Consider the following 16,740-nt stretch of genomic DNA (forward strand, 5'->3'; position numbering starts at 1 on the left):
ATGGCGGCCTCCGCCAGGGTGACGTCCTGCAGCCGCTTGCCGAAATAGTAATCCGCCGCCGCCACCGCGCCGAAGGTGCCGCCGCCCATATAGGCGCGGTCGAGATAGAGCTTGAGGATCTGGTTCTTGGTCAGGTGCGCTTCGAGCCAGAAGGCCAGGAACGCCTCGTTGACCTTGCGCTCCAGGGAGCGCTCGTTGGTGAGGAACAGGTTCTTGGCGAGCTGCTGCGTCAGGGTCGAGCCGCCCTGCACGTTGCCCTTGCCCGACGAGTTCGAGACCAGTGCGCGGGCGGTGCCGATCGGGTCGATGCCCCAATGCTCGTAGAAGCGCCGGTCCTCGGTCGAGAGCAGCGCCTTGATCATCAGCTCGGGGAAGTCGTCGAACTTCAGCGAGTCGTCGTGCTTGATGCCCCGCCGCCCGACCTCGGTGCCGTAGCGGTCGAGGAAGGTGACGGCGAGATCCTGGGCTTTCAGCCAGTTGTCGCTGGTGAGGTTGAAGGCGGGCTGCGCCAGGAACAGCAGCACCATCGCCCCCGCGGTGCCGAGGGTGACGCCTTCGCTGGTGAGATCGAGGACGAACCGCTTCCAGCCCCGGAAGGAGAAGATCTGCATCCGCGCCTGGAAGCGCTCATAGGCTTCCGTGGTGGAATGGCCGCCTTCGTAGAGACTCGCGTTGACCCAGGCATCGAAGGCCAGAGCCGCGCGGCTGATCCGTGTCGTCAGCGTCTTGAGGCTGGGCAGGCGCACGGTGTGTTCCGGTTTCTCTTAACCATTGCCCGGGGCGGCGCGAGGCAGCGGCCCAGGAAACGATGTCATGACACGTTCTGTATCAGGACATGCGACGGGCCGCGAGCTTTCGCGTCCGTTAAGGAACGCAGGCCCCGAGCCACCGTCTCCCCGGCGCCCTCGCCAACCCTCCGTTAACGTTAAAGCAGGGTGGCGGCCGATCGTGACCGGCGCATGGCGGATCCGCCGGCCGCCCTTGCCCCCGGCGCCGCCATGCGGCAGGAGGAGGCGATCCGTCCCGAAACGGCACGCTCGGCCATGTCCCTCACTGGCCCCTCGCCGAGCGGGCACCGTCGTGATCGGCGACATCGTCGGACCATCCACCGGATCTGCACCGGGTTTTGAGAGAGCGAGGCGCCGGGCATGACGGAGCGCAGCGAAGAGCCGTTCTGGCGCGTGAAGAGCCTCGAGGCGATGAGCCCGGCGGAGTGGGAGAGCCTGTGCGACGGCTGCGGGCGCTGCTGCCTGCTCAAGCTCGAGGACGACGATACCGGGGAAATCTACAGCACCGATGTCGGCTGCACCCTGCTCGACACCGATGCCTGCCGCTGCCGCGACTACCGCAACCGCGCCAAGCGCGTGCCGGATTGCGTGCGCCTGACCCCGGAGGCGGTGCGCACGATTCCCTGGCTGCCGCCGACTTGCGCCTATCGCCTGGTGCGCGAGGGCCGCGACCTGCCGTCCTGGCACCCCCTGCTCACCGGCCGCAAGGCGAGCGTGCACGAGGCGGGGATCTCGGTACGCGGGCGCGTCGCCGGCAACGAGGAAGAGTTCTCGGAGGACGAGCTGATCGAGCGCATCGTCCGCTGGCCGAGCGAGGCCGCCTGAGGGGCGCGTTGCGTCCGGCGCGGCAAGCCGGCGCAGACGGGTCAGGCACCACGCCTGCGCGATCCGAGCGGGGCGACGGCCCCGACCGCTTCACCCACCGTGGCGCAGCAGGTCCGATCCGACATCATCGGCCCGAAACGGGGTAGAGGGGACGTCCACATCCACACGGCTGACTTGCAGCCCTGGCCATCCATAGCGTTGAAAGGTTGTAATCAGACCTTATTCTCGCTCAACCAAGCCAAGTTCACCTAACACTTTCAGCTATCTAATTATCAATCGCTTAAATTTTGAACGCTAGTCATGCCCGCATGCGGCAGATATCCGGCTACGTCAAAGACGAAAGGGGCGCGACAACCGTCGAGTTCGCCTTGATCGGCGCGACGTTTCTGTTGACGATGATGTTCGCCATGGCGACGGCACTGGTCCTGTACATCAACCAAGTGCTCGATACCGCGACCACTCGCGCGGCCCGCCAGATCCTCACCGGCAGCCTCCAGTCGCAATCCACGCCGCCGACGCTGGCCAGCTTCAAGCAGAGCCTCTGCGCCTATCTGCCGGCCACGATGTCCTGCAACGATGTGATCGTGAATCTCTACATCGTGCCGGAAGCCGCGCAGCCGAGCGGATACTACACCTACGTCAAGGCTGACTTGAGCGGCCTGGCCTTGCCCGACGTGAATACGGGATCCGGGCAGTTCAATCTCGGCGTGCGCGGAGCTTACCAGTATCTGCAGGTGATCTATCCGATCACGTTCCTGCCCAGAATCGTGTCGTCCTGGCTGAGCGGTGGCGCCACCTATAACGGCAAGCCGGCCTATCTCGCGGTCTCGGCTGCGGCTTTCCGCAACGAACAATACTGATGCCAGCCCGCCCCTCCTCCGAGCCGGATCCGGCGCCGGTCGGCGGCAGCGGAACCCGCGTCACGGGCCGGCTTCGATCCTGCCGTGCCGGTCTGGCGCTCCATGCGCGGCGCTTCCGCCCGGCCGATCAGGGGATCGTCGCGGTCGAATTCGCGCTGATTCTGCCGACGCTGCTCCTGCTCCTGCTCGCTGGGGCGCAAGTGATCACCTATGTCGACGCCACCCGGAAGGTCGATCTGGTGGCGCAATCGATCAGCCAGATGATCTCGCGCGCCGCACCGCCGACCGGCCAGACCGTGGCGAAGGTCGATGCGGGCGACCTGCATTTCAGCTACGATTCCACCCTCGTGCTGTTTCCCTACGTGATGCGGGATGCCCGGCGACAAGGTATCGCTTGGTATCGGGACATCTCGGTCAACTACGCCGGCATCCAGTTCAAGCAGAAATCCTCGACCTGCCCTAGCAGCGCTGACATGAGCGCCTGCTACACCGCCAACGTCGTCTGGACCAGCACGGGCGCGAGCCAGCCTTCGGAGGGCGCCAACTACCGGCCCTGCGGCACAGCCCTGACGGCGGTGGACGACAAGGCCGCGCCGAGCCGGACCACCCTGCCCCGCTCGGCCTACGGAGCCGCGTCGCTGGTGGTGATCGACGTGGTCTTCACCTTCAAGCCGACCTTCGCCTCGGGGATTCTTCCCAGCGTCCGGATCGCGCGCTCGGCCTACGTCATGCCACGCTACGCCTCGTTCGTGGACTACGACCTCACCAACTCCGATGGGATTGCCACGAGATGTCCCGGCTTCTGACCCGCATCGGCCGGCTCCGAGGCCGGGCGAAGGCCCTGCATCGCGACAGCGGCGGCGCCCTCAACGTGGTGATCGGCCTGACCCTGATCCCGATCGTCGGCTTCATCGGCCTCGGCGTCGATTACGGCATGGCGACCGCCGGCAAGACACGGCTCGACAATGCGGCGGATGCTGCGGCCCTCGCCGCCGTCGTGAGCGCCAAGGCCTATATCGTCGCCAATGCCAAGCAGAGCAACGTCACGACGCTCGCCCTCACCGAAGGCCAGAACCAAGCCGTCAAGGCCTTCAACATCAATGCCGGCAAGCTGCTCTACGGAACCGTCAGCCTCGCGACACCGCAGGTGACACGGAACAGACAGACACTCTCGTCCTCGATCACCTACACGGCCACGATCCAGACGCTGTTCGGACGGATCTTCGGATCTCAGGCGACGACCTTCACCAACACCGTCACCGCCTCGGCCGACATCGCGAGCTATCTCGACTTCTACCTGATGGTCGACGTGTCGGGCTCCATGGGCCTGCCGACCACCGACGCCGATGCGGCGCTGCTCGCCGGCAAGAGCAAGGAAAGCGAAGGCAATTGCCAATTCGCCTGCCACTTCCCCGGCAAGGTCGGCTGGGGTCTGGCGGCGGGCAAGATCCAGCTGCGCTCCGATGCGGTGAACAATGCCGTCTGCGAATTGCTCAAGCGGGCTTCGACGCCGGTCGTGGATAATCAGTATCGGATCGGCATCTACCCGTTCATCAACCGGCTGGCGACCCTTGTCACGCTCAGCGATACCACCACGTCCCTGTCCACCCTGAGAGCGGCGGCCCAGTGCGACAAGGCCTGGCCCCTGGCCTTCACCAATCTCCTCGATACCGGCAGCACGCAGCTCTTCACCAACGACAATCCGACCACCGGCACCGGCAGCGGCGGCACCCATTTCGAGACGGCCTTCCCGCAAATGAAGGCGACCATCCAGACCTATGGCGACGGCGCCACGGCGGCCAATTCGAAACCGTTCGTGTTCCTGATCACGGACGGCATGCAGAACAGCCAGTCCTATTCGGCGTGGAAGGATGGAAAGACCTATACCGGCAATCCCTCGCAATTCAGGGGCTACCGCTACGCCGAATGGGACGGCTCCCAGCCCGCCCAGATCGACCCGAACAAATGCACCGATCTGAAGAACGCCGGCGCCACCATCTCAGTCCTCTACATTCCGTACAAGCTCGTCAAAAACTACACCAATACCAGCTACATCGTCTGGGAGAACGATCGGGTCAACGGATTCAGTCCGACACTCGCCGAACCTCTTCGGAAATGCGCATCGCCGGGTTTCTTCTACACCGCCAACACGGCGGCCGACATCACCGCCTCGCTCGGCGCGATGTTCGATCAGGCCCTGAAGGTCCCCCGCATCACCCGATAGGGCGACCGCGACCGCTGCCCGGAGATCCCGTCACGGCATCGGCGCCGCCGTGACGCGGCCCGCTTCGGATCGGTCCGGATGTTTGCGCCGTTGATCCGCGCCGGCTTGATCGCCGTGCCGCGGCGCGGCACAGCGGAAGCGAGCCACACGTCTCAGTCTCCTCCGCGCCTTCGCTCACCGGAAGAGCGGTCCCACCACGCGAACGATCGGCCGGATGCCCTCCGACAGTCATGCCCCCTCCGACCATGCCCGCGCCGGCGCGCTGTCCCCAGGCCCGGTCCGCGAGCGCTACGATGCCCTGATTGCGACGGGCAGCATCGAGCGCGATCCGGCCCAGATCCGCCTCGTCCAGGCCCTCGACCGGCTGGTGCAGAACCTGGAACGCCGTCGCCGGGCGAAGAAGGGCAGCGCCCTCGGCTGGCTGTTCGGCCGCAAGGACGACGATGCCGGGCCACCCAAGGGGCTCTACGTCTGGGGATCGGTCGGTCGCGGCAAGACCATGCTGATGGACCTGTTCCACGAGGTCGCGCCCGGCCCGAAGCGCCGGGTCCATTTCCACGGCTTCCTCGCCGACGCGCATGAGCGCATCCACGCCCACCGGCAGGCGCTGAAGCGCGGCGAGGTGAAGGGCGACGATCCGATCCCCCCCGTCGCCGACGCGCTGGCGGCGGAGGCGACCCTGCTCTGCTTCGACGAGTTCACGGTGACCGACATCGCCGACGCGATGATCCTCGGGCGCCTGTTCGGGGCCCTGTTCAAGCGCGGCGTGACGGTGGTGGCGACTTCGAACGTCGAGCCCGACCGGCTCTACGAGGGCGGCCTCAACCGGGCCCTGTTCCTGCCCTTCGTGGCGGAGCTGAAGCAGCGGGTGGAGGTGCTGCGCCTCGATTCCCGGACCGATTTCCGCCTGGAAAAGCTCGGCGGCAGCTCCGTCTACCATGTTCCGGCGGACGCGGCGGCGGAGGCGGCACTCGATGCGGCCTTCAAGGCGCTGACCGGCCGCAGCAAGGGCAGCCCCGGCCAGGTCACGGTGAAGGGCCGCGCGGTGCCGGTGCCGGAGGAGGCCGGCGGCGTCGCCCGCTTCGGCTTCGACGACCTCTGCCGCAAGCCCCTGGGGGCGGCTGACTACATGGCCCTGGCCGATGCCTATCACACGCTGATCGTCTCGCGGATCCCGGTGATGGGCGAGGCCGAACGCAACGAGGCCAAGCGCTTCATCACGCTGATCGATACCCTCTACGACGCGCATGTGAAGCTCGTCGCCTCGGCCGCGGCGGAACCGACCGGCCTCTACAAGGCGACGGAAGGCCGCGAGGCCTTCGAGTTCGAGCGCACCGCCTCCCGGCTGATCGAAATGCGCTCGGAGGAGTATCTCGGCATGCCGCACGGGCGCGGCCCCTCCGAGTCGAGCGCAGGGCTGGCCGAGACCTGAGCCCCCTACCCTGCCGCCGGACCGGCGCCGGACATCTTCCGCGGCAATGGCCGGCTGAGATAGGGCGATCCCGGCACGAGGAAGCGCCAGGGCGTGTCGGCGCCGCGGCTGATGCCGATGCGGGTCGTGGCCGCGACGGGCATCGATCCCTCCGGTTCGCCCCAGGCGAAAGGGGCTCGGTCGAGGGGCAAACCGTCATGCGACAGGTCGATGCCGAGGGCCTGGGCGAGCCGGCCCGGCCCGGCGCAGAGCAGGCGCGGCGCATCGAGGCCGCGGCGGGCCCGCATCGTCTCCAGGCCCATCGTCGGCGCCAGGGCGCGCAGGAGCACGGCGCTGCCGGTCTCGCAGACCAGATTCAGGCACCAGTGCAGGCCATAGGAGCGGTAGACATAGGCCCGCCCCGGCGGCCCGAACATGCTGGCATTGCGCCGGGTCGGCCCACCGAAGCTGTGGGAGGCCGGGTCCGTCCGGTCATAGGCCTCGGTCTCGACGATGAGGCCGCCGACGCCGTCGACGCAGAGCCGGCGGCCGATCAGCTCGGCGGCGACCGCCGCCGCCGGCCTGTCGAAGAAGGCGGGATCCATGGAGCGCCCGTCAGGAGGCCTTCCGCTGCAACTCGGCCCGGACGCTGGCGATGCCGGCCGGCGTGAGTTCCAGCGCCAGCCGCGCGGCCTCTTCCAGATAGGCCTGAGGACTGATCCCGGCCTGGCCCGCCGCCCGCGCGACCTGCTCGGCCAGCTCGGCATTCAGGGCGACCTGCGTCGTCCCGGGCCTCGGGCTCGGCGCAGGCATCCGCTCGGCAGGCGCGGGATGGGCCGGGGGCAGAACCGGCTGGCCGAGGGCCTCGCGCCGGCCGAGGGTGGCGAGGCGGTCGGCGCGCTCGTTGCCGTCCTCGCCGGCATGGCCCCGCACCCAGGTCCAGCGCACGTCGCGGGCGGCGGCCAGGGCGTCGAGGCGCTGCATCAGGTCGATGTTCTTCACCGGCCCCGTCGCCGTGCGCCAGCCCCGGGCCTTCCAGCCACGCATCCATTCGGTGACGGACTTGACCACGTACTGACTGTCGCAGCGCATCTCGATGGCAGCCCCTTCCGGGAAATGTTCGAGGGCGCGGATCGCGGCGGTCAATTCCATGCGGTTGTTGGTGGTGGCACGTTCACCGCCATGCAGCTCGATCCAGCCGGTGGGATCCTGGATCACGACACCCCAGCCGCCGGGGCCGGGATTGGGGTCGCAGCCGCCATCCGCGTAGACGATGGTTCGCATCACTGTTCAACCGCCCTGTGCTCGGCGCGTCGGAAAGGGGGCCGTGCCTAATCGCCGGTCACTAATATTTGGCGACCAGCGGTGGCGCCAGCACCGCCTGGGACGCGGGCTCGCCGAAGCCGCAGCGCGCGGCGGCGTCCGGCGGAAGCAGGGGGTCGAGAAGGGCCCGGCGCCCTTCGAGGAAGGCGAGCGCCTGTTCGGCGGGCACCGCCTCGCGACCGGGCATCTCGATCAGAAAATGCTCAAGCGCGTAGCGGTAACGGGCGATGCGCAGGGTCGTTTCCAACCGCACCCAGGCGACGAGGCAGCGATTCTCGGCCACCCGCATCGCCGCCTGCCGCACGTCCCAGCCATCGACACTGCCAGAGAGCGGCAAGGCGCGCAGGCGCAGAGTGTCCGCCTCGAACACGCGTTGGGCCAGCGCCGCGAAAGGCGGGATCAATCGTCCGTCGGCAATCGCGTCGTCAGACAACCTGCGGTAGCGCGAGAAGGGTGAGCGGAAGGATTCCGAGATCAAACCTTCGTGATAGCTGGGCAGGTCGTCGCGGCGCCAGTTCGGCGGCAGGACGCGGGCACGGGTCAGATTGGCGAGCGCATCCTCGAAGGCGGCCCGGCCATCGGCCGGCATCAGGAAGCGCCAAGCACGGTCGCGCAGGGTAATCTCGTCATCGGTCAGCGGGAAGGCCGAGGACGGCGTACCGCGCTCGCGGGCGGCCAGCGTCCCGGTGGTGTCCACGAGACCGTTCCAAGCACTTCGGGCCGGCCGTCCGAAATCGCCCTCCTGCGCGCAGGCGGCCAGCCAGAGCGGCGCCAGCAGAAGAACGAAGCGCCCGCGACGAGGCAGGCCGGAGGAAAGGATTTTGGGCCGCGTCACGAGCGCCGGCGCTGCGGGACCGGGGCAGCCTCCGGCAGCCTCTCGTAGCGGACGCCCGTGAATAGCAGGATCTGCCCCCGTGGCGCGTCGTCCGCCTCGCGCCGAAAGCGGCGACCCGTCCCCGCGACGAAGGGAATGACGCAGCCAGTCGGGTTCCGCTCCCGCTGAGAGAGGGCGGTCCGGTGCAGGGGCGGCGGTGTCGAAGGGGTCTTCGAAGGAGTCATGGGCCTGTCCCGTCGTGTCGGTGGCGGCCGGTCCCCTCTCGCCGCAGCGGCGCTGCGCGGGAACGAACGGCCTTTCCTCGGGGATGGGACGGGCCCATCCGGCCGAGCGGTCTCGGCCAAGCTCAGCACGACGTGGTTAACGGATTGTTTCGATGCGGGCCCTCGGCTCGATCCGCAGCCAAGTTCGCGACCGGAACCGCTACAGAGCGCCGCAGCGCAGCGTAGAGGCGACCGCCCAAGCAGGGTTTTCCCAGGAGCGCCGCCGATCACCGACCATCATCCGGCACGGTCCTTGCTGGCAGGTCCGATGCCCATGGCGGGCGTTTCCTCCCTTGACTTCGGCCCCGCGCGACGACCGCTGCGGGGCCTTTTTTTCGGCTCCCCCGGCCAACGGGCCGGGCTCGGAAGCGCGGGCGTCACGAGATCGTGCTGCGCTTGCTAACACGGGGGGATGCCCGATATGCGGTGCCAACCCATCTTCGATCGAGCGAAGGACAAGGCAGGATGCGTCCGGACTTCTCACGATTTGGCAGCCCGGCACGCGGCATGTCCGCGGCCCTGAAACTGGCGCCCTTTGCCCTGCTCGCCCTGTTGGCGGCGAGCCCCGCTCAGGCCCAGCGGGAGGATCAAGGGCTGCAGCTCGGCTGCGCCAACGATTACTTCCGGCTCTGCGCCGGCGTCGATCCGAACAGCCCGGATGCCGAGACCTGCATGAACCGCAACCGTGCGCGGCTCTCGCCCGAGTGCAAGGCCGCGATCGGCGATTACGACCGGCGCACCGGCGGTGCCTCGCAGCCCCGCGGTCAGCGCTGATCCTCCATTCCCGTCACCGACAGGGCAGACTGATGCAGCGGAGCGGGCCATCACGGGTCCGCTCCGCCGGTTCCGGCGGGAAACACCGACCAATCCGGGGACGACAATGGCGTTGACCGTCGCGGTCCAGATGGATCCGATCCAGTCGATCCGCATCGCGGGCGACACCACCTTCGCCCTCATGCTGGAGGCGCAGGCCCGGGGCCATCGCCTCTACACCTACACGCCGGACCGGCTCTCGCTGCAGGGCCGCTCGGTAACGGCCTATGCCGCGCCGGTGACGGTGCAGGATGTGGAGGGCGCGCACGCGGCCCTGCAGCCGCCGCAGCGCATCGATCTGTCGGAGGTCGACGTGGTGCTGATGCGCCAGGATCCGCCCTTCGACATGGCCTATGTCACGGCCACCCACATGCTGGAGAAGGTCGCGGCGCGCACGCTGGTGGTCAACGATCCGGCCGAGGTCCGGAACGCGCCCGAGAAGCTGTTCGTCCTCGACTTCCCCGAACTGATGCCGCCAACCCTGATCTCCCGTGATCGGGCGGAGATCGACGCGTTCCGGGCCGAGCACGGCACCATCGCCATGAAGCCGCTGCACGGCCATGGCGGCGCGGCGGTGTTCCGGGTTTCGCGGGAGGATCCGAACTTCGGATCAATGTTCGACCTGTTCTCCGCGACCTTCCGCGAGCAATGGGTGGTGCAGCGCTTCCTCGAACGGGTCACCGAGGGGGACAAGCGGATCATCCTCGTGGACGGCGAGCCGATGGGGGCGATCAACCGGGTGCCGGCCAAGGGCGATATCCGCTCCAACATGGTGCGCGGCGGCGCGGCCGGCGCCTCGGAGTTGACGGAGCGCGAGCGCGAGATCTGCGCCACCATCGGCCCGGAGCTGAGGCGCCGCGGCTTGGTCCTCGTCGGCATCGACGTGATCGACGGGCATCTCACCGAAATCAACGTGACCTCGCCGACCGGCATCCGCGCGATCAAGCGCCTCGGCGGCCCCGATCTGGCGGTGTCGGTCTGGGACGCGATCGAGGCGCGTCTCTCGGCCCGCCGCGGCGGCGCTCCGGTTCTCTGAAGGCGCTCGCGGTCGATTGCCCCGGACCGGTCCCGGCGGGCCGGCCCTTCGCCGACCGCTGCCCCTGGCGATTCTCCCGAAAGGCTAAGCCGGGCCGACGAGCGACGGAGGATTTGGGGTGAGCGGACCGAACGGTCCGACCTGATCCAGCGTTAAGAGTCCCCAGATCTGAAGATCCGAGGATTGATCGATGTGGAGCTGGCGGATCATGGATCGGGCGCCCCGTGACGGCCGCTGGATCATCGCCATCAACCGGGGCGAGCCGGACCGCCGAGCCGTCATTCGCTGGGATCCGGCCGGTTTCGGGGACAGCGAGCCCTGGCGGGTCGCTTCGTGCGATCACGGCTACGCGTCGGACGCTTTCACGGACTGGATGCCCTTTCCACCTTGGCCAGCTCAAGGCGAAGAAGCAGACGGGAGCCGGAGCGAGAGTCCGGCGGCTCTCCGCGGTGAGACGTTGCCGAACGGGTTGTGAGGCCTCGAAGGCTGGAGCAGGACCGGAGGCGGTTTCATTCACCACGCAGCCGTCGGGACGATCCGCACCGGTGGGATGGGCTCTGCCCGCTCCGGCGCTGACAGCGTCAAGGGCAGGGCGTTCCCGATTCGGCGCCGGAGAGGCCGCGTCTGGCTTTCGATCCGAACCGGTGCGCTGGTCCGCCGATCCGCGCGAGCGGTGAGGACGCGCTACCCGTCAGTTTGGTATATTTACGACGTAAATACAGGTATGTTCTCGCAGGCATCCGCTTCAGGAGGCGAGAGCGCCGCGCAAGCAGAAGTGTGAAGAAGGTGGGTGCGTTGTAGCGGATGTAGCGTGGAAGGTTCTCGAACCATTCCGCGCTCAGGCGCGCATCCCGTTGCACGCGAGCGAGGGCGCGCTGGCGGCGGCGGCCGAACGCGTCGAGGGCGCGGGGAAGGCTGTCGTGCTCGCTCAAGGCCGAGGCGAGCGCGACCGCGTCGTCGATGGCGAGACGCGTCCCCGAACCGATGGTGAAATGGGTCGTATGCGCGGCGTCGCCGATCAGCACCACGTTGTCCGCGTGCCAGGTTCGATTGACCAACGTGCGGAAGCTCAACCATGGCAGCGTATTGCCATGGCCATCGCGGCTCATCAGTCCGTGGCCGTCGAGATGCTTGGCGAAGATGCTTTCCAAGGCCTTCAACGCGGCATCCGCCCGCATCGCGCCGAGACCGAGCCCGTCCCACGTCTCCGGTGCGCATTCCACGATGAAGGTGCTCACTCCCTCCTTGAAGGAGTAGGCGTGAAACCAGATCCATCCGGCGCGGGTCGGAACGAATCCGAAAGTAAAGGAAGGGAAGGGCTGCGTCGTTGCGAGCCAGATGTATTTGTTGCGGCCGGCTTCGATCTGCGGCCGGAATTGATCCGCACGGTGCCGCCGCAACCGACTCGCGACACCGTCTGCCGCCACGACGAGGTCCGCGTCGGCGACCTGACTCAGCGCGCTGATTTCGCTCTCGAACCGCACGTCGACGCCCAGCGCGAGCGCCCGCTCGATGAGGATTTGCAGGAGGCGACGACGGCAGATGCCGTAGCCTCCATCCACGTAGTGAAGCGGCGGTTGCCCCTCGACATCGACCACCTGCCCGGACCAGGGAACCGCCTGATCCGCGATGGCCTGCGCGCTGTCCGGATCGTTGGTTCGCAGAGTGGCAAGAAGATCGTCCCAGAAGACGACGCCCCAGCCATGCGTTGTTCCCGCCGGGTTTCGCTCATGGACGACGATCTCATGGTTCGGGTTGCGCCGCTTCATCACGATCGCGAAATACAGTCCGGCAGGCCCCGCACCGACACATGAGATCCGCATCAAGACTCTCCATCAAGTCTGACGTTTCATGCATCATGACATGAGTTAACTCTGCCGGTCACTCCCCGATGCCGGGCAATCATCCGAACGGGTCGTGCAGCCGGCTCAGTGAAATCTGAATAGGAGGACAGGCAGCCGCGACCTCCATGCGTAGGGAGTACAACGCTCGGGACGTCGTGAGGGCCGGTTCAACGTCCTCCTCCAAAGGCAATCGTAGGGAGGTGAGCGGCTATTCGAGAAGGCCGGGCCATCGATCCGCCCCCCCGCTCTCGACGACCCTTCGCACGGTCAAGCGGATCGGGCTTTGACTCTAGCGGTACAGCGGAAGACCCGAACCGATCAGCACGAGGCCGAGAATCAGCAAAGCGCCCGCCACGGTTTCGGCCAGGGCGGTGCGCGCGCCGAAGCGATGGGCCTGGGCCGCCAGGATCGTTCCCGCCAAGAGAGAAACGACGCTCACGATCGGAAGCACGGACCGACAACGGAATGACAGGCGCCTCGCGCCCCGGGACCGGAGCCGCGCGGGCCTCTCGGAGAAGCGGCGGCAATTGCAGGGAACGGATCGAGGACCATCGGGACGAACATCGAACTCGGTACTGGAGCCATCCTCGGCGCAAGGCCGAGCCGGGCGGGGATGAGAGCACGGAAGCGGTGCGGCGCGCCCTTCCAGGGCGGCGGCACGAAGGGGTTGCCGCGCCCGAGCCCCTTCACTTGCAGCGCCCCATCATTCACAGTCATTTCTACCTGAATGAGCGGGCATACACAAATCTCACACAAATCTCGCTGTGGGTCGTCCCGATTTCCGCCAAACCATATTGAGGTTTCATCTGCAATATCTACAACCTGCCATCGAAATGTGCATGCAAAAAGATTTATATTTTAAATTCTTATCGGATAAAAACCCGTCATGATTTCATATTTTTGCATATTCCACATATTTCTCACGCTTTCATAGAGAATAAATATAAATAAACTCTGCAAAAATGTCTTTGAACGTCCGATGAATGCCGCAAGCCTGCGCCATTGTGCTGAGCCTGTCCAACGTCGTCTTTCGTACGCGCGCCCATCTCCTGAGATGCCACGCAAGGATCTGGAAACAGGGCTTCGACACTCTCCGAAACCACGGGAGCCCTCCTTCGACGCTTCCTTCGGTCGCATCGCAGATCGAGGGCGAGGGGCAGGAGAGGTCTCTCCGCTACCGCCCGCACCGATCGAACAGGCGCCCCGGCCGCAATTCCTCATGCTTCGGCCCTCGGCGTTGCGTTGAGCTCTGCCCAGTCGAGTTCCTCCTCCAGCACGAAATACGCATCGTCGCCGATGCTGCCGCTCCGGCGCAGGGCGAGAAGCCGGTCGCGGGCGGCACGGACGGCGCGGCGCCGGGGTTCGTCGGTCGGCAATCCCTCCGGGGCGAGCCCCTCCTCATGGGCTTCGGCCTCGGCCAGGGCGGCATGGAATTCCCGGCGCAGGGCGTCGGCCGCCTCCGAGTGGTCGTCCCTCAAGGCCTCGACCGCAGCCCCATATGCCTCGGCCCGCGCCCGGCCCACTTCGAAGCCGACCGGATCGCTGTCCCGCAATCCGAGCCGGCCGAGGATCGGCCGCAGGGTCAGCCCCTGAACCACCAGGGTGCCGATCACGACGCAGAAGGCCGTGAGCACGATGAGGTCGCGATAGGGAAACGCGCCTCCACCGGGCCCGCCCTCGGGCAGGGCCAGCGCGGCGGCGATGGTGACGAGGCCGCGCATGCCCGACCACGCGAGGGCGAAGCCGGCTCCGAGGCCGAGGTCGCGGGCTTGTCGCGGGTCACCCGCCGCTTCCCCGCCCTCGAAGCCGAGGCGGCGGAGGGCGCTGGCCGGCAGCACCCAGGCGATGCGGATCAGGATCACGGTGGCGACCACGGCCCCGGCGACGGAGATGTAGGCGGTCTCCTGCTCCGGCGACATCCGGGCCAGGATCGGCCCGATCTGCTCGCCGATCAGCACGAAGGCGAGCACGTTGAGCACGAAGATCGCCGTCTCCCAGACCGCCTTCGAGACCACCCGCAGCCGCGGCGCGGTCTGGCCGGGGGCGCGGCGGGCCACGGTGATCGCGAAACTCACCACGGTCAGCACCCCCGAAAGCTCCACCGCCTCGGCGACGATCCAGAGGCCGAAGGCGGCGGAGAATTGCAGCACGATGGTGCTCATCGGCTCTTCCACCCGGCGCAAGATCCGCAGGTAGACGAGCGCGGCGAGCGGCCCGGCCACGAGGCTGCCGACGACACCGATCAGGAAAGCCGGGGCCACCTCCGCGGCGGAGAAATGGCCGGTGACCGCCGCCGCCACGCCGAGCCGGTAGATCAGGAGCGAGGCGGCATCGTTCAGGAGGCTCTCGCCGCGCAGGATCGTGGCGAGGCGGTGCGGCAGGGAGACATGGGCGAGCACGGAGAGGGCAGCCACCGCATCCGGCGGCGCCACCACCGCGCCGAGCACGATGGCGGCGGAGAGCGGCATGTCCGGCACGAGCCACAGGGCAATGGCCGCGACCGCCGCCGTGGTTGCCGCCACCGCGCCGACCGCCAAACCGGCGATGGGGCGCCAGTTGCGCATGAGGTCGCGCAGCGAGGTGCTGTAGCCCGCATCCATCAGGACCGGGGCGAGGAACAGGGCAAGCGCCAGTTCCGGATCGAGCCCGAGGCTTGGCATGCCGGGCACGAAGGCGAGGCCCACACCCCCGAGTGCCAGGAAGGCGGGATAGGGCGCGCGCAAGCGCCGGGCCAGGGCGGCAAGCAGAACCGCCCCGATCAGGACGCCGACGATCCAATGAAACACGAACATGGAAGGGATGGCGGGAAACCACGCGCGAGCCCGGGCCGGAGATGGCGGCGGCTCAACGCCGGGCTGCCCGATATCTTTCCGAATTTTCGGGCACGCGGCGCCTTATCGGCATCCGCCCGATTGTGCCGGGGCGGCGGATGCCATCGTCCAGGCCCCCTCCCCGCTCGCGGATCCCAAGACCGGCCTGAGCAACCGCAAACGCGATCAGGCCGGCTGGGCGGCGATCAGGTCGCGCAGGGTGGTGATGGTGGAGGAATCCGCCACCCCGTCGATGCGGGCGGGCCGGAAGTGCCGCTGGAAAGCCGTGACCACCGCCGCCATCGCCGCGTCGAACCGGCCGGTCACCGGCTGGTCGTAGCCGTAGAGGGCGAGCATCGCCTGAAGCGCCTCCACCGGCTGGCCGGTATCGCCCAGGGCGAAGAAGCGCCCGTCCCGCATCGGCGCCGGCGGAACCCAGTGTCCGACGCCGGCTCGCGCCAGACGCTCCCAGGGAAAGAGTTCGCCCGGATCCTCCTTGCGGGCCGGCGCCACGTCGGAATGGGCCAGCACGCGGGGCCCGGGAATCGCGCGCCGGGTGACGATGTCGCGGGTCAGCGCCGTGACCGCCGCCATCTGCGGCTCCGGGTAAGGAGGTAACCCGCCGGCATGGCCCGGATGGGCGATCTCGATGCCGATGGAGCGGGAATTGATGTCGCGGGCCCCGGCCCAGGCCGATGCGCCCGCGTGCCAGGCCCGGTCGCTCTCGGGCACCATCTGCACGATGCGCCCGTCCTCGAACACGAAGTAATGGGCCGAGACTTCGGCCGCCGGATCGCACAGGCGTTCCAGGGCCGCCTGCGCCGTCGGCATGCCGGTATAGTGCAGGATCAGCAGGTCGAGCGCGCCGCCGACCCGTGCGCCCCGATTGGGCGAGGCGATGACGCCGTCCGCGAGCGGGCTGTCGGCGGCAAAGCTCATGTCAGCCCCCGCTCGGCGGCGATCCGGTCCCAGGCGGCATTGATGGCGGCGAGGCGTGCGGTGGCGATCGCCACCGCCTCCTGCGGCAGGCCGCGGGCGAGGGCCCGGTCGGGATGGTTCTCGGCCACCAAGCGCCGGTACTGCGCCTTGAGCGCCGCCGGATCGGCGGACGGATCCAGGCCGAGCACGAGATAGGGGTCGTCGGCCAACCGCACATGCCGGGCCGCGACCCGGCGGAAGGCCGTCTCGTCGAGGCCGAAGATGGCCGCCACCGCCCGCAGGTAGCGCTCCTCCTTCTCATGGATCGCCCCATCGGCGGTGGCGATGTGGAACAGCCCGTCGAGGACATCTTCGAGCAGGGCCGGCTCCTCGCCGAAAGTGGCCGCGAGCTGCGCCGCATAGGCCTCGAAGCCGTCGGTCGTCGCCTTGGCGAGGTCGAACAGCCGCTCCACGCCCGCGCGGGCCTCCGGCGCCACCTGCACCACCCGCCCGAAGGCCTGCACTTCGGAATCGGTGACCACCCCGTCCGACTTCGCCATCTTGGCCGCGAGCGCCACGAGGCCGGTGGTGAACACCACATCCCGGGGCGTCGGCCCGAACGGCGCGCCCGCACGGTCGACGAGGAAATGGCCCGCCACTCCTCCGACGAGAGCCCCGATCGGCCCCCCGATCAGCACACCGATCCCGGCGCCGCCGATCTTGCCCCACAGGCCGGTGCTCATCGGGCTCCCCGCGCGGTAGGGAGAGGGGGGCGGGAAAAGTCGGGCGG

At 68.0% G+C, this 16,740-nt stretch carries 16 protein-coding genes; 7 read left to right on the forward strand and 9 right to left on the reverse strand.

The annotated features are described in order from the left end of the window. Positions 1-746: transglycosylase domain-containing protein (locus tag MZTS_RS11075; protein WP_192283882.1), on the reverse strand; the 746-nt coding region annotated here is incomplete at its 3' end. A gap of 402 nt (positions 747-1,148) precedes the next feature. Between MZTS_RS11075 and MZTS_RS11080 the strand changes: the two genes are divergently transcribed. The 5 genes from MZTS_RS11080 (at position 1,149) to zapE (ending at position 6,129) form a co-directional block, all read left to right on the forward strand. After that, positions 1,149-1,613, forward strand: a complete 465-nt coding sequence (locus MZTS_RS11080) for a YcgN family cysteine cluster protein (protein WP_009863468.1) — start codon at positions 1,149-1,151, stop codon at positions 1,611-1,613. 308 nt (positions 1,614-1,921) lie between these two features. Then, on the forward strand, positions 1,922-2,473 hold the full coding sequence (locus tag MZTS_RS11085; RefSeq protein ID WP_192283883.1) for a TadE/TadG family type IV pilus assembly protein: 552 nt from the start codon (positions 1,922-1,924) through the stop codon (positions 2,471-2,473). Further along, the gene (locus tag MZTS_RS11090) at positions 2,473-3,279 is read left to right on the forward strand and encodes a TadE/TadG family type IV pilus assembly protein (RefSeq protein ID WP_192283884.1); all 807 of its coding nucleotides are present in this window, start codon (positions 2,473-2,475) and stop codon (positions 3,277-3,279) included. Before MZTS_RS11085 ends, MZTS_RS11090 begins: the two co-directional genes overlap by 1 nt. Then, positions 3,264-4,697 (forward strand): pilus assembly protein TadG-related protein, encoded by a 1,434-nt coding sequence (locus MZTS_RS11095; protein ID WP_192283885.1) that lies wholly within the window; start codon positions 3,264-3,266, stop codon positions 4,695-4,697. Before MZTS_RS11090 ends, MZTS_RS11095 begins: the two co-directional genes overlap by 16 nt. Positions 4,698-4,911: 214 nt before the next feature. Then, the gene (gene zapE / locus MZTS_RS11100; protein ID WP_192283886.1) at positions 4,912-6,129 is read left to right on the forward strand and encodes a cell division protein ZapE; all 1,218 of its coding nucleotides are present in this window, start codon (positions 4,912-4,914) and stop codon (positions 6,127-6,129) included. A 5-nt stretch (positions 6,130-6,134) separates the two neighbouring features. Here the strand turns inward: zapE and MZTS_RS11105 are convergent, their stop codons facing one another. The 3 genes from MZTS_RS11105 to MZTS_RS11115 all read right to left on the reverse strand — a co-directional run bounded on the left by MZTS_RS11105 (position 6,135) and on the right by MZTS_RS11115 (position 8,236). Beyond that, positions 6,135-6,713, reverse strand: a complete 579-nt coding sequence (locus tag MZTS_RS11105) for a DNA-3-methyladenine glycosylase (protein WP_192283887.1) — start codon at positions 6,711-6,713, stop codon at positions 6,135-6,137. Between the two features lie 10 nt (positions 6,714-6,723). Then, positions 6,724-7,392, reverse strand: coding sequence for a ribonuclease HI (gene rnhA, locus MZTS_RS11110; RefSeq protein ID WP_192283888.1), 669 nt, complete (start codon positions 7,390-7,392; stop codon positions 6,724-6,726). Between the two features lie 61 nt (positions 7,393-7,453). Further along, positions 7,454-8,236 carry a hypothetical protein gene (locus MZTS_RS11115; RefSeq protein ID WP_192283895.1) on the reverse strand — a complete coding sequence of 261 codons (783 nt, stop codon included), beginning with the start codon at positions 8,234-8,236 and terminating at the stop codon, positions 7,454-7,456. Positions 8,237-8,994: 758 nt separating this feature from the next. Between MZTS_RS11115 and MZTS_RS11120 the strand changes: the two genes are divergently transcribed. Together MZTS_RS11120 and gshB are read left to right on the forward strand one after the other, a co-directional pair. Beyond that, positions 8,995-9,303, forward strand: a complete 309-nt coding sequence (locus MZTS_RS11120; RefSeq protein WP_192283889.1) for a hypothetical protein — start codon at positions 8,995-8,997, stop codon at positions 9,301-9,303. Positions 9,304-9,409: 106 nt separating this feature from the next. Next, positions 9,410-10,378 (forward strand): glutathione synthase, encoded by a 969-nt coding sequence (gene gshB / locus MZTS_RS11125; protein ID WP_192283890.1) that lies wholly within the window; start codon positions 9,410-9,412, stop codon positions 10,376-10,378. A gap of 581 nt (positions 10,379-10,959) precedes the next feature. Here gshB and MZTS_RS11130 read toward each other — a convergent pair. From MZTS_RS11130 to MZTS_RS11150, 5 genes are all read right to left on the reverse strand, one after another. After that, complete coding sequence (locus tag MZTS_RS11130) at positions 10,960-12,201, reverse strand: FAD-dependent monooxygenase (protein WP_192283891.1); 1,242 nt, start codon at positions 12,199-12,201, stop codon at positions 10,960-10,962. A 310-nt stretch (positions 12,202-12,511) separates the two neighbouring features. Next, on the reverse strand, positions 12,512-12,661 hold the full coding sequence (locus MZTS_RS11135) for a hypothetical protein (RefSeq protein ID WP_192283896.1): 150 nt from the start codon (positions 12,659-12,661) through the stop codon (positions 12,512-12,514). Between the two features lie 778 nt (positions 12,662-13,439). Next, positions 13,440-15,014: a cation:proton antiporter gene (locus MZTS_RS11140; RefSeq protein ID WP_192283892.1), complete on the reverse strand. Its 1,575-nt coding sequence runs from the start codon at positions 15,012-15,014 to the stop codon at positions 13,440-13,442. A gap of 204 nt (positions 15,015-15,218) precedes the next feature. Continuing rightward, positions 15,219-15,971: an N-acetylmuramoyl-L-alanine amidase gene (locus MZTS_RS11145; protein WP_192283893.1), complete on the reverse strand. Its 753-nt coding sequence runs from the start codon at positions 15,969-15,971 to the stop codon at positions 15,219-15,221. Further along, positions 15,968-16,693: a TerB family tellurite resistance protein gene (locus MZTS_RS11150; RefSeq protein WP_192283894.1), complete on the reverse strand. Its 726-nt coding sequence runs from the start codon at positions 16,691-16,693 to the stop codon at positions 15,968-15,970. The genes MZTS_RS11145 and MZTS_RS11150 overlap by 4 nt, the downstream gene beginning before the upstream one ends. Positions 16,694-16,740: the final 47 nt, after the last annotated feature.

The organism is Methylorubrum zatmanii, from assembly GCF_014845115.1.
Lineage (GTDB): Bacteria > Pseudomonadota > Alphaproteobacteria > Rhizobiales > Beijerinckiaceae > Methylobacterium > Methylobacterium zatmanii.

Coding starts and splice junctions, on each gene's coding strand:
- MZTS_RS11145 (WP_192283893.1), bottom strand. CDS start 15,971: ATGAGCTTTGCCGCCGACAGCCCGCTCGCGGACGGCGTCATCGCCTCG.
- MZTS_RS11130 (WP_192283891.1), bottom strand. CDS start 12,201: ATGCGGATCTCATGTGTCGGTGCGGGGCCTGCCGGACTGTATTTCGCG.
- gshB (WP_192283890.1), top strand. CDS start 9,410: ATGGCGTTGACCGTCGCGGTCCAGATGGATCCGATCCAGTCGATCCGC.
- MZTS_RS11080 (WP_009863468.1), top strand. CDS start 1,149: ATGACGGAGCGCAGCGAAGAGCCGTTCTGGCGCGTGAAGAGCCTCGAG.
- MZTS_RS11140 (WP_192283892.1), bottom strand. CDS start 15,014: ATGTTCGTGTTTCATTGGATCGTCGGCGTCCTGATCGGGGCGGTTCTG.
- MZTS_RS11085 (WP_192283883.1), top strand. CDS start 1,922: ATGCGGCAGATATCCGGCTACGTCAAAGACGAAAGGGGCGCGACAACC.
- MZTS_RS11090 (WP_192283884.1), top strand. CDS start 2,473: ATGCCAGCCCGCCCCTCCTCCGAGCCGGATCCGGCGCCGGTCGGCGGC.
- MZTS_RS11150 (WP_192283894.1), bottom strand. CDS start 16,693: ATGAGCACCGGCCTGTGGGGCAAGATCGGCGGCGCCGGGATCGGTGTG.
- MZTS_RS11105 (WP_192283887.1), bottom strand. CDS start 6,713: ATGGATCCCGCCTTCTTCGACAGGCCGGCGGCGGCGGTCGCCGCCGAG.
- rnhA (WP_192283888.1), bottom strand. CDS start 7,392: ATGCGAACCATCGTCTACGCGGATGGCGGCTGCGACCCCAATCCCGGC.
- zapE (WP_192283886.1), top strand. CDS start 4,912: ATGCCCTCCGACAGTCATGCCCCCTCCGACCATGCCCGCGCCGGCGCG.
- MZTS_RS11120 (WP_192283889.1), top strand. CDS start 8,995: ATGCGTCCGGACTTCTCACGATTTGGCAGCCCGGCACGCGGCATGTCC.
- MZTS_RS11095 (WP_192283885.1), top strand. CDS start 3,264: ATGTCCCGGCTTCTGACCCGCATCGGCCGGCTCCGAGGCCGGGCGAAG.